Genomic DNA, 14,484 nt, shown 5'->3' with positions numbered 1-14,484 from the left:
CTTTTTTATCGGTTTTTGGCTTCCACCCACCATGACTCCAATGCTTCCAGCGACAAGTCCTTCAGTGCCACTCCTTGTTCAGCAGCTTTTTGTTCCATGTACCGGAAACGGGCACGGAACTTTTCGTTCGTCCCTTGCAAGGCGCTTTCTGCATTGATTTTATAATGGCGGGCTAAATTAGTGATGGAAAATAGCAGGTCACCGAGCTCTTTTTCCATTTCCCATGCATCACCAGCCTGCTGCGCCTCTTTAAACTCCTGCCATTCTTCTTCTACTTTACTCCAGACTGGTTCCGCTTCTTTCCAGTCAAATCCTACCTTGGCCGCCCGCTTCTGAATATCTTCCGCCTGCAGTAAGGAAGGGAAACTTGCAGGTACCTGGTCCAGCAAGGACTCAGGCTGGATGCCTTTTTCCTGCTTTTTTATTTCATCCCAATTCGTAATTACCTCTTCTGATGAGTTTACTGATATATCTCCAAAAACATGCGGATGTCTGCGGATCATTTTTTCCGTTATCGATAATATTACGTCATCGATGGTGAAAAATCCTTCATCTTCTCCAATTTGACTATGCAGCATCACTTGCAGAAGCACATCTCCAAGCTCTTCCACCATCGCGTCGTCATCCAGTTGATTGACCGCATCGATAAATTCATATGCTTCTTCTATCAAATACTTGCGTAGAGATTCATGGGTCTGCTTCTTATCCCATGGGCAGCCATCCGGCCCACGCAATTCACGAATCACTTCCCGCAACCGGAAAAACTGATGGTTCAAGGAATCTTTCGGTACCGGAGCAAGATAAACACTGGTAAGATTATTCAACTCCACAGAACGATCCAAGTCTTCTAATGCTACCGTAATGACTCTTTCTTGTTCACTACCCGCTGCCGTGACAATCGTAACGGGGTGTTCCGGATTCAAATCCTCTAACAGGGCCAGTTTCACTTCTGATGCGATCATTCCATCATATACCTGGGTGAAAATGATATGACCTAAGTATTGCAGCTGCGAACGATCGAAGGAAGTGGCATCGATGAACTGCATCCCTTCGACAGGATCGATTTTGAGGGTTGTATATACATCGTCAAGATAGCTCTGCCCTCCGGCCACCTCTACTTTTACTTCTCCGCGCTCTTCTCTTTCGAGGAGAAGCTGAACCGTACGTTCTGCCACCATCGGATGTCCAGGTACAGCATAAATGATGGACTTTTGGGAGGCAGCCAATACCAGCTGGTCGACGACTTCTATATAAACTTCTTCAAACTGTTCATGCTTCTCATAGATGTTATCAAAGGATCTAAAGGCCAACCCTTCCTTTTCCAATTCAGCTACTACAGGATGCTCTTCCGTTCTAAGATAAATATCACGGGATTGGTTGGTCAATTTCTTATAAATCCCCAGAGGAAGCTGGTTGATATCTCCAGCTCCCAGTCCGATCACTTCAATCGTGTGCATGCTTATGTTTCCTCCTTGAAAACCAGTTGAAAATCGCTCCCACGGCCGGGATTTGTTCCATTTCTTTATCAGTGAATCCTTTGGCTAAGGTGAAAGTGATAAAATAGACGATTCCCCCTAGTGCAGAAACCGTAAGTGTGAAAATAAGTAACTCAATCCGGGATTCCAGTAACAGCAGATAGGTTTCGATGGTAATCGCTAACATCAAAAATATCGCCATTACTACTAACGCAGCCAGCATTTTTATAAATGGAAGGCGGCGCCAGGCAGACGGCCGGAACCGTCTTCTCATCAACCTTAAATTCCAGATTAATACCAGAGCAGCCGCCACAACCGATGCCCAGGCGGCACCAGACAAACCAAAAATGGGGACCAGTATCTCGTTTCCAGCCCATTTTAATACGGTTCCTGCCAAAATGACACCAGCTGTCTGGAAGACAACATCAACCCCCTGTAGAACGGAAGACGTGGTGATTGCCAAGGAACTGAATAAAACAACAATCATTAGTATTCTTAAATAAGATGTTCCAGTGGTGTTCTGGTAAAGCAATTCATTAACATAAGGAAAAATCATGATCAGGCCGGCGGTTGCACCGGCTGCTAACAACAAGCTCATTTTCAAAGCTGACTGTAAATGCTCATGAAATTTGTCTGGTTCCCGCTCCAGCCGTTCTTTCGTGATCGTCGGAATTAAGGCGAGAGCCAGAGAAGACCCTAACACTGCCCCCAACTGAATTAACGGCTGACCCCGATCGAACACCCCTTTGGACACCCTGGCCTCGTAAGGATCCAGTCCAAAACCTTCCAATCCAGGAACCAAGGTAAAGGCATCAGCCATTTGAATCAATAATAAAAACATATAGTTAATGCTAATAAATAAACCATAGATAAGGATGGTCTTTAAAAAATAGCGATAGGAGTGCTCTCTATGTACCTGGTGTTCGCGTGATCTTCTTTTCCAGGCAAGCATACCAAGAAAAATGGCAGCAGCTATAGAACCAGCCACCGAAGCCGCTGCTGCACCTGTACCAATGGCATAATAATCTTCCTTACCCATTAAGGCCACTGCTACAGTAATAATAATACTCACGCGCACCAGCTGTTCTACAATTTGAGATACAGCTGTCGGCTGCATATCATTACTTCCTTGGAATGCCCCCCTCATCACCGAGGTGAAGGGTAAGACAAGAAAAACAAACGCGCTTGCTCTAATAGGGGCGCTTAATGTTTTATCCCCCATCCACTCTGCAATCATAGCTGCTTGCGTAAACAATATTAAAAACACAAGAGCACTTAAAGAGAATATGATGACGAATACAGGGATGAAAAAGGAGCGTAGTGCCAGCTCTCTTTGTTTATCCCTGAAATCCGCTGCCAATTTCGATACAGCCACAGGAAAGCCATACAACGATAGCATGATTGCTACTCCAAGGAAGGGGTAGATTTGCTGATATATATAAAAGCCCAGATCCCCTGTTATATTTTGAATCGGAATCCGGTAACCTGCACTTAATATTTTGCTGAAAATCCCCGCTAAAGTGAGGATGAAAGCACCTTTGAAAAAATCTTTGGTTTCAATCTTGTCATTCATGTTGGTACGCCTTTCCATCATACTTCCACTCATTATAGCACAGGTGCATGATTTTCATCATTCATCCGATTCTTGCCAACAGTTATATAAAGCATTACAAAGCATTAATCCTTTTTAGAGTATTAAAAAGCCGTATGACTCCTTTATGGTCATACAGCTCTTCCACTACTTATTCGCACAACGTGACCTGCCGCAAAAAGCCATCGCCGTCTTACTTAAAGTATAGATAAGATCTTAAAATCTCTATTCCATCTGGCGGGCAAGAAAACTTGCAGCCGTTTCAACAGACTTAGCTTCTACATCTCCAAGCGCCGGGCCTTCTTTCGAATAGATGACCACACAACCGATTGGATCGCCTTGAGCGATTATCGGTCCGATGACGTAGGATGCCAATTCCTCTTCACGACCTTGCACCAATTCGATTTGACTAGAGTTCTTTTCTGTCACTACCGAACGGTTATCAATCGCTTGTTCAATCTTAGGTCCAATATGCTTGTTTAAATAATCCTTTTTCGATCCACCAGCTACGGCGATGAATTCATCCCTGTCACAAATCAATACCGGCTGTCCTAAAGAATCGAATAAGGCATCCGCATACTCCTTCGCAAAGTCTCCTAATTCACTGATAGGGGAATACTTCTTAAGTATGACCTCACCCTCTCTGTCAACGAAGATCTCTAAAGGATCACCTTCACGTATTCTCAACGTTCTCCGTATTTCTTTAGGAATAACCACTCTTCCTAAATCATCAATGCGACGTACAATTCCTGTTGCTTTCATAGCTGAGAAGCCTCACTTTCCTTGATGATTAGTCTTAATATTTTTGGTGATAAGATACAACAAAAATACAGTTGATGACTTTAGTATGAATCAACAATAAAAACCTATTCACCTAAACAATGGATTTATGGTAAGAAATAGGGATAAAAAAACAGAAAGTAACGAATCGGTTGCCATAATTAGAAAATGGGAGCAAGGAAACGACTCGCTTTCCGCGGACGTACGGACATGCCTCCTCACTTCGTTGCGTGATCCTGTCATGTCCGTTTTTCCGCAGGAGTTTCGTCATTTCCTTGCTCCCTTAATTTTGTTAATAACCGTTCTTATAATTCATCTACTGATTCTCACCATTAAAAGGATAGTGGCTCCTTTCTCTCCCGCTTAAGCGGTGGAGACTTCTCTTTTCATATCCGGGAGTCTTTGGAGGAATTCGTCTACTACTTCATAACGGCGAATGTATGACTTTCTATCCCATTGGAAAGTGACCTTCAGTTTCTGGTCTTCCGTTCCTAATTGCACGATTCTGCCATAACTGTTTGCAAGTTCGAATAACTTGGCACCATCGATGTTCTGGCTGGATTCAGCTTCCATCAGCAAATCAATCTTCTGCTTTTTCTCGGATATCGATTCAATTCCTGATTGTTTGGCATGCATTTTCATGGAAGAGACCAGGAACAAGTTTTCAACTTCATCTGGGTAATCCCCAAAACGGTCAATGATTTCATCTCGCAGATCATGGATATCCTCGACACTTTCTATCGCCTGGAATTGTTTATAAATATCGATTTTTTGCTTCTCATCTGAAATATACGTATCAGGCAGGTAGGCATCGATCTGAAGATCCAGCTCTACCTGGAACGGCTGTATGTCTTCCGGCTCTTTCCCCTGCCGCTTCGCTTCTATCGCATCCTTTAACATTTGAGAATACATATCAAAGCCGACAGAATCGATGAAACCATGCTGCTGGGCACCAAGCAGATTACCCGCCCCGCGAATGGACAGGTCTCGCATGGCAATTTTGAAGCCGGAACCAAGTTCGGTGAACTCTTTGATCGCCTGCAGTCGTTTTTCAGCTACTTCCGTCAGCACTTTGTCCCGTTGATACGTAAAGTAGGCATAAGCGACACGATTTGATCTTCCAACCCGTCCACGCAATTGATAGAGCTGGCTAAGTCCCATCTTGTCTGCGTCATAGACGATCAATGTGTTTACATTTGGAATATCTACACCAGTCTCAATAATCGTTGTGCTGACCAGTACATCAAACTCCCCTTCTAAGAAGGAAAACATGACATTCTCTAAAGTAGTCTCGTTCATTTGGCCATGAGCAGCAGTGACCCTCGCTTCCGGGACAAGCGCTGAAATTTCCTCTGCCATCCGTTCGATATTCTCCACCCGGTTGAATAGGAAAAACACCTGGCCGCCCCTGGCCATTTCCCGTTCAATCGCTTCCCGCATAAATACCGGATTATACTCGAGTACGTACGTCTGGATAGGGAAACGGTTTTCTGGCGGTGTCTCGATCACTGACAAGTCCCGGACTCCCAGCATGGACATATGCAATGTTCTTGGAATTGGCGTGGCTGTCAATGTCAAAACGTCGACATTGGTTTTCAGTTGTTTGATCTTTTCTTTATGTTTGACGCCGAACCGCTGTTCTTCGTCGACGATCAATAAACCGAGATCTTTAAACTGGGCGTCTTTCGATAAGAGACGATGGGTACCGATCACCACATCTACCAGCCCTTTTTTCATTTGATCGGTTGTTTCTTTTTGTTGTTTTTTTGTACGGAAACGGCTTAACAGCCCGATATTAATCGGGAAGTCCTGAAAACGTTCCATAATGGTTTCATAATGCTGTTGTGCCAGGATAGTCGTCGGAACAAGAATCGCTACCTGCTTTCCTTCCGCAACTGCTTTAAATGCGGCACGAATAGCGACTTCGGTTTTCCCGTAACCAACGTCACCACAAAGAAGCCGGTCCATCGGCCGTATTCTTTCCATATCCTCCTTGATTTCTTCAATACATTGCAGCTGATCTTGAGTTTCCTGATAAGGGAATGATGCCTCGAATTCCCGCTGCATTTCTGTGTCTTCCTGAAAAGCATGGCCTTTAGAAGCTTCCCGCTCGGCATAGAGCTTGATCAAATCATCCGCAATGTCCTCAACAGAAGACTGTACTTTGCGTTTGACCTTACCCCATTCGCTGCCACCGAGTTTGTATACTTTTGGTTCTTTCCCTTCTGAACCGACATACTTCTGAATCAGATCAATTTGTTCTATTGGTACGAACAGCTTATCGTTTCCGGAGTATTTAACGAGCAGGAAGTCTTTGTGGACACCATTCATGGTCAATGTTTCTACCCCAAGATATTTCCCTATCCCATGGTTGGCATGGACGACATAGTCACCCACTTTCAGTTCCTGGTAGTTCTTAATCCGTTCTGCATTGGACAATTTCTGTTTTCGCTTTGGTTTTGATGTTTTCTTCTTGAACATCTCATTTTCTGTGATGACAGCCAATTTGTGCATAGGCAGTTCGAAGCCACTACTGATATTTCCATGAATAATTGTCGGTTTCGAAAGCGGAAGTGTGACATCCTCTTTGCTGATGACAGCTTCCATGCCATAATCATCGAGCACTGACTGTACCTTTGTCGCCCGTTCTTCGTTAGGGACAATAATCATGACAGAAAAGTGTTGCTTTTCCCAGCGTTCCATTTCGTTTTTCAATAAATTCATCTGGCCATGGAACTGCTGCATTTGACGACAGGATATATTGACGACATTCTCCGGCTGAGTGTTGGGAATATGTCGTAAGAACACTGACAAATATAATCGTGGATGTTTGATTTTCGACCACACATCATGCCAGTCATAGGAAATGGAAAGGTCTCGTACGATTTGATTGGCCTCCAGCAGACTCTGATACCATTCTGCCTCTTCCTGATCAAGTCGTTGCGCCGTTTCCTGTATCCGGCTCATTTCATCCATGACGACAATTCCGTTTTCCGGCAGGTAATCTAGTAAATTGGCTGGCTCATCGTAATAGAAACCAATATATTTATACATCTCCTGGAACCGTTCCTGCTGTTCCAAACGCTCCAGGTCGTGTTCAATGACTTCACTCAGCCTTGTTTTCGCTTCTGCTTTCGTCAGCTTTTTCAGGGAATGACTTAAGGCCTCTCCTAGGCGATGAGAGGCTCGGGTGAAATCTTCTTCAGTTATTAATAATTCCGTTGCAGGAGCAATCATGACCTGCTCCAGTTTTTCTTTGGAGCGTTGGGTTTCGGAATCAAAGGTCCGGATCGAATCTACTTCCGTATCAAAAAGTTCAATTCGGTAAGGAAATTCAGCAGTCAACGGGTAAAGATCGATAATCCCTCCACGAATACTGAACTCTCCCGGTGATGCAACCATTCCTGTTCGTTCATATCCCATATCAACCAGCGTGGCAAGGTAACGCTCAACGTCAATTTCTTCACCGACTATAAAAGGAAGACGGTACCGTTCCCAATAGCTTTTAGGAGGCAAGACCCGCTTCAACGCTGAAACTGGTGTAATCAATATCCCGGATCCTTGATTCATCCACTGATTCAGCGATTCTATCCGCTGGCTTTTCAATTCCGGGCTTGCAATCGCAATCTCAGAAGCAATCAATTCATTGACCGGATATAAGTGTACGCGTTCGGTTTCTGTGATTTCCTGTAAATCTTCATATAATTGCTGTGCCTGTACCAGTTGATGGGTAACGAGTAAAACTGGCCGTTCCAATGACTCATTAACGATAGAGACGAGCGCGCTGCGAGCGGACCCGGATAGTCCCGATACCATCTGTTCTTGCATGCCGGTGGTAAACCCTGATGCAATCGAATGGATATCATCTTGGCCATGCAAATATTTCTTTAGTCCTTGCATATATGATTCCTCCACTATCATCATTCTCACCATTCGGCATCCTTATTTCTCTGGTGCACGATGGTTTATTGTATAAAAAAGTCTAATTCATGATATTGGGGATTTTGATCAAGTGCCTCCTGGCAATTATCGCAAATCGTTTTAATGCGCAGGTCTCCATTTTGATGGAATTCAAGCATTTCTTCGCGCTCCTGTTCCGTCAAATGATTAATACCAAGCATATTCTCATCTGCTATTTCTTGTTCTAATTTCCCCACAGTATTATTACAATGACGGCAAACATAGATGATTGACATCACACAACCCTCCTATTTAGAGCAATTGTGCTTAGTTTGACCGTCTTTTACTCCAATTATACGATTCTTACATTTTATGACTGCCTGTTTAAAGACATACCTGTCCCTTTTAATTCCTTCCAGACCTCATCATTTATTATATTCATTCATGACTTCCTGGAAAGGACGTTCGATCCATGCTTCACATGCTTTCGCTGCTTTATGAATACTGTCCTGCACAGGTTCCTGCTGATCTTTATCGAAACTGCCAAGCACATAGTCGACGACTGACATCGGGACTGAAGGACGACCGATTCCCACTCGAAGCCGCTTGAAAGATTTGTCATGAAAATGATCGATGATATTCCGGATTCCGTTATGTCCCCCATGTCCACCTTTTTGCCGCAGACGAACTTTCCCTGGAGGCAGATCCAAATCATCATAGATAACAAGAAAGTCATCTATTTCAAAATCATAATAATCAGCAAATGCACGAATCGCTTCTCCTGAGAGGTTCATATAGGTCTGAGGTTTGAGCAGCAATACCTTTTCCCCATTCACATGTTCTATCGTATACAGGCTCTTGAACTTTTCCTGCTTTAATTCCCAATGGTTGTCAGAAGCCAGCTGATCGATGACCATAAAGCCTATGTTGTGTCTTGTTTTTTCATATTTCTTCCCCGGGTTACCTAAGCCAACAATACATTTCATTTATTCAACTTCCTTTTACCTGTAAGTATCTATATTATTATAGCAAAATCCACGATTATAAAAACTCAACTTTCATCAAGCGTCTATAAGCGAAAGGCTTCCTGCTTTTTATGTTTTCATCCTCTAACTGTCTTAAAGTCAAATAAAAGGGGCGCAACACAATGTCACGCCCCCTCAATATTCCATCTGTATTACTCTTTATCGTTTTCTTCTGGTTTTTCTTCACTTTCATCGCTCTCGTTTTCAGCTCCAACCAATTCTGGTTCTGCCTGTTCGTCATCTGTTTCAGGTTCTTCAGGCATTTCCTCCGGCGGAGTAACAGAAACGATTGTCTGGTTTTCGTCATCCAGAATCTCATAGTTACGACCCTGCTTCAAGTCGCTGACCATGAGGCTGTCGCCGACATTAAGCTCAGATACATCGACTGTAATTTCTTCCGGAATATTGTTTGGCTTTGCACGGACTTGCAGGTGGTATAATGGCTGCTGCAGAACTCCGCCTTCTTTTGAGCCAATCGCTTCACCGTCGAGACGTACGGGTACTTCAACATCCATCTCCTGAGCCATGTCTACAATATAGAAGTCTGCGTGAATCAGCTCGTCCTTCAGTGGATCGATTTGATATTCATGCAGCATAACATCTACTGTTTTGCCGCCTTCCACGTCAAGAGAAATAATTGCGTTCCTTCCCTCGTCACGTACAGTTTTCAACAACTCGATGCTGTTGACAGACACGGTGATTGGATCTTTTTCTTTACCATATACAACTGCAGGGACATTTCCTTCTTCACGAAGACCCCTGTTTGTTGATTGTTTCGTATCTTTTCTTTGATTTGCTTTTAATTGAATTGCCAAGTTAATCACCCTCCATTGAAATAAAAACCATCTATTCAATAATGTTTCCCTTTCGCTGTCTGAGCTAAACCTGTTTTTTTCTTTATTAAAATTAATCGAACAAGATACTGATGGATTTGAACTCATGCACACGGATGATCGCTTCACTAATCAATGGTGCAATCGATAGTTCGGTAATTTTGTCAATTTTCTTATCTTCCCCAAGCGGAATCGTGTTCGTAACCACAAGTTCCTTGATTTGAGAATTTTCAATCCGTTCAATTGCAGGTCCGGAGAGTACCGGGTGGGTACAGCATGCATATACCTCTTTCGCACCATTCTCTTTCAAGGCATTGGCCGCGAGTGTAATCGTTCCTGCTGTATCAATGATATCATCAATCAGGATGGCCGTTTTGCCTTCGATATTACCGACGATGTTCATCACTTCGGCAACATTCGGACGCGGACGGCGTTTATCGATAATAGCAATCGGAGCTTTCAAAATATCGGCCATTTTCCTGGCACGTGTTACGCCGCCATGGTCAGGGGATACAATAACCACATCATCAAAATTCTTTTCCTCAAAGTATTCCGATAGAAGCGGGACTCCTACCAGATGATCGATCGGGACATCGAAGAACCCTTGAATCTGCGGTGCATGAAGGTCAAGCATCAATACACGTGTCGCACCGGCGGTTTGCAGTAGGTTCGCCACAAGCTTAGCTGTAATCGGTTCACGCGAGCGTGCTTTCCTGTCCTGGCGGGCATACCCATAATATGGCATAACGATATTGATCGTGCGCGCCGAAGCCCGCTTCAACGCATCAATCATAATAAGAAGCTCCATAATGTGTTGGTTTACCGGAGCACATGTAGATTGGACGACATAAACATCGCAGCCTCGGATACTTTCTTCAATATTGATTTGGATTTCCCCGTCACTGAACGTCGTCACAGAACATTTTCCTAATTCCGTCCCAATATTTTCAGCAATTTCCTGCGCCAATGATGGATTGGAGTTAAGAGAAAAAACTTTCAACGATGGATCCTTATAACCAGTTGCCATTTGAAATACCCTCCGTTAACCTTTTTTGGGCTGCTTCATTTTAGAAGCATAGCCTTCTTTGTTTGTTTGACGAGAACGTGCAATGGAAAGCGCCTCTGACGGTACATCTTCATTTATTGTTGAACCAGCAGCGACATAAGCACCCTTTCCGACTGTAACCGGAGCAATCAAATTGGAATTGCATCCGATAAAGGCATCATCTTCAATTTTTGTTAAATGCTTGTTCGCTCCATCATAGTTGACGGTAATCGTCCCACATCCGATGTTCACTCCGGTACCGACCTCAGAATCACCAATATAACTCAAGTGAGAAGCTTTACTATTATTGCCGAACGCCGCTTTTTTCACTTCGACAAAGTTACCTATTTTAACTTCATCCCCGAGATCTGATTGTGGACGTATATGGGCAAACGGACCAATTTGGACGCGTTGTCCAATATTACTGTCCGCTGCAACACTTTGCCTGATGACGGTACCTGCACCGATACGAGAATTTGTTATCGTGGTATGCGGACCGATGATGGCATCATCATCAATTTCGGTATTTCCATCAATGACGCAGCCTGGATGAATAACAACATCCTGCCCGATCTTCACATCCGGACCAATGTAAGTATGATCTACATCAATCAAGGTAACTCCGTTTCGCATATGCTGCTCGTTAATGCGCTGCTTCATCGTTTTTTCTGCTTGTGATAGAGCGACACGATCATTGACACCTAACGTTTCTGAAAAATCGCCTGTTTGATAAGCGCTGACTTTTTCTTGTTTATCTTTCAGGATTTCAATGACGTCCGGCAGGTAGTATTCTCCTTGCACATTATCATTGGAAACATTTTGTAAGGCATCAAACAAGGCACGGTTATCAAAGCAGTAAGTACCCGTGTTGATTTCCTGGATTTCTTTCTCTTCATTATTCGCATCTTTATGTTCGACAATGCGCTCGACTTCGCCGGTCGCCCCGCGTATGACACGTCCGTACCCGGTTGGATCGTCAGCATGAGCAGTCAAAATAGTGGCAAGTGCGCCTTCTTGATCATGATGATCGATCAATGCCTGCAATGTCTCTCCTGTCAATAATGGCGTATCCCCGCACACAACAAGCGTGGTGCCTTCTTTATCTGCCAGGATATCTTCCGCCTGCAGCACCGCATGTCCGGTTCCAAGCTGCTCTTCCTGGATGACATAATGGCTGTCTTCACCTAATTGATCCTGAACTTTCTCAGCTCCGAACCCTACAACGGTGATCAATTCGCTTAAATCGACAGTGTTCAACTGATCTACAACATGCTGTACCATTGGTTTGCCGCATACAGGATGCAAAACTTTATACAGTTTTGACTTCATCCTTGTACCCTGACCAGCCGCAAGCACAACGGCATATCTATTACTCATGAAGTAACCCTCCATCCTATTTATCCATAAAAATCATATCTTAAAACAAGTGTTATTTCAACAATACCCTACTTGAAATGACTATAATTATAAACTGGGAGGGATACCAAAAAAAGACATGTTAAAACCCGGTCGAAACCGGGTATTGTTTAAACAAAATAAAGAAGCCTAACTCCTGTGAAGTTAGACCCCCTGTTGTCATGATATTTACTTACGAAGCGCCGGCTTCTTCATACTCTACTTCTGCTTCACCAGCACGGTGGTATTCTTCAAGTACAGCGTCTTGAATTTTTCCACGAGTGTTCGAGTTGATCGGGTGTGCAATGTCCCGGAACTCACCATCAGGCGTGCGCTTACTTGGCATAGCTACAAATAGACCATTGTTGCCATCAATGACACGAATATCGTGTACGACAAACTCCTGATCTAAAGTAATAGAAGCAATTGCTCGCATTCTTCCTTCAGTATTCACGCGTCGCAGTCTAACGTCAGTTACTTCCATTAATATTCACCACCTTTTCCCAAAAAGAACTTATTACATAAATTCCACAAAACGGCAAAAATTCCTTCTTTATTTAATAAAAATTTTTCACGGTTTGTAGTTTGACAAGAAATTAATAGTATTTAATATGCAAGAAGCGGAACCTCAGCCATTGGTATGACAGGGATTCCGCTTCTTGTAACCTTTTATATACTAATAAATTTTATTAGGTGATTTTATCTAATAAATTTCCAGTTGCAACTTTAATTTGTTTATTACGATCATCCACATTCAAAATTTGGACGAGGGATAAATAATCTTCTACGACGCGGTCTTCGTCTTCATCTTCCGCTTCAGCCAGGACACCGATACCCGCTGTAACGGCGTTAAATTCTTTTAACAGGTTCTGCATACCCGCGATAGTGCCTCCCGCCTTCATGAAATCATCAATAATCAATACCCTCGATTTTTCCTTCAGGCTGCGCTTCGTCAACACCATCGTTTGGATTTTTTTGGTGGAACCGGAAACATAATTGATACTTACTGTGGATCCTTCCGTTACTTTGGGGTCTCGACGTGCAATGACGACCGGAACATTCAAATAAGAAGCTACAGCGTAAGCAAGTGGTATTCCCTTTGTCGCCACTGTCATAACGACATCGACTTCCTTATCGGCAAAGGCTGAAGCAAACAAGCGCCCGATATCACGGACCGTATGGGGGTCACCCAGTAAATCACTCATGAACAAGTAGCCTCCAGGAAGGAGCCGTTCAGGGTCTTCCAGCCGTTCGCATAATCGGCTGACAAAAGATTCACTATAGGCTTTGGAAAATTGCGGGATATATTTAACGCCACCCGCCGCTCCCGATACCGTCTGCAAATAACCAATGCTTTCTTTTTGGAACATCTGGTTGATGATACCCAAATCTTCACTAATAGAAGATTTAGCCGCCTGATACGTCTCGGAAAAGAACGGCAAGGAAACTAATTCTCTCGGATGATCTAATAAATAGTGGGTCATTGCCACCAGTCGTTCACTTCTTTTCATACGAACACCTCAAAATCCGAATATTATCATCTAATATTACCAGATTCATACGGTTTTAATCAAGTGTGGGAACGGTGTCCTAACATACGGACAAGGTATACTTCATCACAAAAACCCCTCAAGCTATTGAATATACGTTGGGCTCTCGTTTCTTGTTGGGCAAGTGAAAACACCGTAGGACCACTTCCACTCATCAGGACGGCATCGGCCCCGGCTTGTACCATTTGATGCTTGATCTGTCTGACTTTTGGATGAAGCTCTAAGGTTACAGATTCCAGCACATTGCCGACATTATCACATAGCTGTTTAAAGTCTTCATTTTCCAGCGCCTCGATCATCGCAGTAGTATTGGGATGTTCCGCCTTTTCCCCCTGATATTTTTTGTAGACCGTAGCAGTAGAGACCCCGATGGCAGGTTTGGCAAGGACGACCCAGCAAGCAGGCGGCGCAGGCAGGTTTACGATCTGCTCTCCCCGGCCTTTTGCTAACGCGGTCCCCCCATAGACACAAAAGGAAACATCAGAGCCAATTTCACTCCCTAAACGGGCAAGTTCATCAGGGTTAAGCGCAAGATTCCAAAGACGGTTAACGCCTCTTAGTACAGCAGCAGCATCACTGCTTCCTCCAGCAAGCCCGGCAGCGACAGGGATGTTTTTTTCGATGAATATCCTGACGCCTGCTTCAACCTGGTATGTATCTTTTACTAATTTAGCAGCCCGATAGGCGAGATTTCTTTCATCATTAGGAACGAACCTGCTTTCAGACTCGATAATGATCTGATTTTCTTCCAATACCTCCAGCGTAATTCGATCTGCTAAATCAATCGTCGTCATGACCATTTCCACTTCATGAAATCCGTCATCCCGTTTATATAGAACGTCTAACGAAAGGTTTATTTTCGCCGGCGCTTTTTCATACACGTACATGGT

At 43.8% G+C, this 14,484-nt stretch carries 12 protein-coding genes; all 12 read right to left on the bottom strand.

Annotated elements, in window-relative coordinates; genetic code table 11:
* Window positions 1–5: 5 nt before the first annotated feature.
* Window positions 6–1,457 (bottom strand): bifunctional methyltransferase/pyrophosphohydrolase YabN, encoded by a 1,452-nt coding sequence (yabN, locus tag ACGTNI_RS17185; protein ID WP_085504817.1) that lies wholly within the window; start codon window positions 1,455–1,457, stop codon window positions 6–8.
* Complete coding sequence (locus ACGTNI_RS17180) at window positions 1,444–3,069, bottom strand: putative polysaccharide biosynthesis protein (RefSeq protein ID WP_394463892.1); 1,626 nt, start codon at window positions 3,067–3,069, stop codon at window positions 1,444–1,446. The genes yabN and ACGTNI_RS17180 overlap by 14 nt, the downstream gene beginning before the upstream one ends.
* A gap of 222 nt (window positions 3,070–3,291) precedes the next feature.
* Complete coding sequence (gene spoVT / locus ACGTNI_RS17175) at window positions 3,292–3,828, bottom strand: stage V sporulation protein T (RefSeq protein ID WP_085504819.1); 537 nt, start codon at window positions 3,826–3,828, stop codon at window positions 3,292–3,294.
* A 381-nt stretch (window positions 3,829–4,209) separates the two neighbouring features.
* On the bottom strand, window positions 4,210–7,746 hold the full coding sequence (mfd, locus tag ACGTNI_RS17170) for a transcription-repair coupling factor (protein ID WP_394463891.1): 3,537 nt from the start codon (window positions 7,744–7,746) through the stop codon (window positions 4,210–4,212).
* A 65-nt stretch (window positions 7,747–7,811) separates the two neighbouring features.
* Window positions 7,812–8,042 carry an anti-sigma-F factor Fin gene (gene fin / locus ACGTNI_RS17165; protein ID WP_085504821.1) on the bottom strand — a complete coding sequence of 77 codons (231 nt, stop codon included), beginning with the start codon at window positions 8,040–8,042 and terminating at the stop codon, window positions 7,812–7,814.
* 129 nt (window positions 8,043–8,171) lie between these two features.
* Window positions 8,172–8,732, bottom strand: a complete 561-nt coding sequence (gene pth / locus ACGTNI_RS17160; RefSeq protein ID WP_085504822.1) for an aminoacyl-tRNA hydrolase — start codon at window positions 8,730–8,732, stop codon at window positions 8,172–8,174.
* A gap of 191 nt (window positions 8,733–8,923) precedes the next feature.
* The gene (locus ACGTNI_RS17155) at window positions 8,924–9,586 is read right to left on the bottom strand and encodes a 50S ribosomal protein L25/general stress protein Ctc (RefSeq protein ID WP_085504823.1); all 663 of its coding nucleotides are present in this window, start codon (window positions 9,584–9,586) and stop codon (window positions 8,924–8,926) included.
* 91 nt (window positions 9,587–9,677) lie between these two features.
* Window positions 9,678–10,631, bottom strand: coding sequence for a ribose-phosphate diphosphokinase (locus ACGTNI_RS17150; protein WP_085504824.1), 954 nt, complete (start codon window positions 10,629–10,631; stop codon window positions 9,678–9,680).
* Between the two features lie 15 nt (window positions 10,632–10,646).
* Window positions 10,647–12,026, bottom strand: coding sequence for a bifunctional UDP-N-acetylglucosamine diphosphorylase/glucosamine-1-phosphate N-acetyltransferase GlmU (glmU, locus tag ACGTNI_RS17145; RefSeq protein ID WP_085504825.1), 1,380 nt, complete (start codon window positions 12,024–12,026; stop codon window positions 10,647–10,649).
* A 211-nt stretch (window positions 12,027–12,237) separates the two neighbouring features.
* A complete protein-coding gene (spoVG, locus tag ACGTNI_RS17140; RefSeq protein WP_028781775.1) occupies window positions 12,238–12,528 on the bottom strand; it encodes a septation regulator SpoVG in 291 nt (96 codons plus the stop codon).
* Between the two features lie 205 nt (window positions 12,529–12,733).
* Window positions 12,734–13,555: a pur operon repressor gene (gene purR / locus ACGTNI_RS17135; protein WP_085504826.1), complete on the bottom strand. Its 822-nt coding sequence runs from the start codon at window positions 13,553–13,555 to the stop codon at window positions 12,734–12,736.
* Window positions 13,556–13,614: 59 nt separating this feature from the next.
* Window positions 13,615–14,481 (bottom strand): 4-(cytidine 5'-diphospho)-2-C-methyl-D-erythritol kinase, encoded by an 867-nt coding sequence (gene ispE / locus ACGTNI_RS17130; protein ID WP_085504827.1) that lies wholly within the window; start codon window positions 14,479–14,481, stop codon window positions 13,615–13,617.
* Between the last annotated feature and the right edge of the window lie 3 nt (window positions 14,482–14,484).

The organism is Thalassobacillus sp. B23F22_16 (assembly GCF_043496955.1).
In the GTDB taxonomy this organism is placed as follows: domain Bacteria; phylum Bacillota; class Bacilli; order Bacillales; family Halobacillaceae; genus Thalassobacillus; species Thalassobacillus devorans_A.
Note: the sequence above shows the minus strand (reverse complement) of the source record. Positions and strands in the feature narration are given on the sequence as shown.

Coding starts and splice junctions, on each gene's coding strand:
- yabN (WP_085504817.1), bottom strand. CDS start 1,457: ATGCACACGATTGAAGTGATCGGACTGGGAGCTGGAGATATCAACCAG.
- ACGTNI_RS17180 (WP_394463892.1), bottom strand. CDS start 3,069: ATGATGGAAAGGCGTACCAACATGAATGACAAGATTGAAACCAAAGAT.
- spoVT (WP_085504819.1), bottom strand. CDS start 3,828: ATGAAAGCAACAGGAATTGTACGTCGCATTGATGATTTAGGAAGAGTG.
- mfd (WP_394463891.1), bottom strand. CDS start 7,746: ATGCAAGGACTAAAGAAATATTTGCATGGCCAAGATGATATCCATTCG.
- fin (WP_085504821.1), bottom strand. CDS start 8,042: ATGTCAATCATCTATGTTTGCCGTCATTGTAATAATACTGTGGGGAAA.
- pth (WP_085504822.1), bottom strand. CDS start 8,732: ATGAAATGTATTGTTGGCTTAGGTAACCCGGGGAAGAAATATGAAAAA.
- ACGTNI_RS17150 (WP_085504824.1), bottom strand. CDS start 10,631: ATGGCAACTGGTTATAAGGATCCATCGTTGAAAGTTTTTTCTCTTAAC.
- glmU (WP_085504825.1), bottom strand. CDS start 12,026: ATGAGTAATAGATATGCCGTTGTGCTTGCGGCTGGTCAGGGTACAAGG.
- spoVG (WP_028781775.1), bottom strand. CDS start 12,528: ATGGAAGTAACTGACGTTAGACTGCGACGCGTGAATACTGAAGGAAGA.
- purR (WP_085504826.1), bottom strand. CDS start 13,555: ATGAAAAGAAGTGAACGACTGGTGGCAATGACCCACTATTTATTAGAT.
- ispE (WP_085504827.1), bottom strand. CDS start 14,481: ATGTACGTGTATGAAAAAGCGCCGGCGAAAATAAACCTTTCGTTAGAC.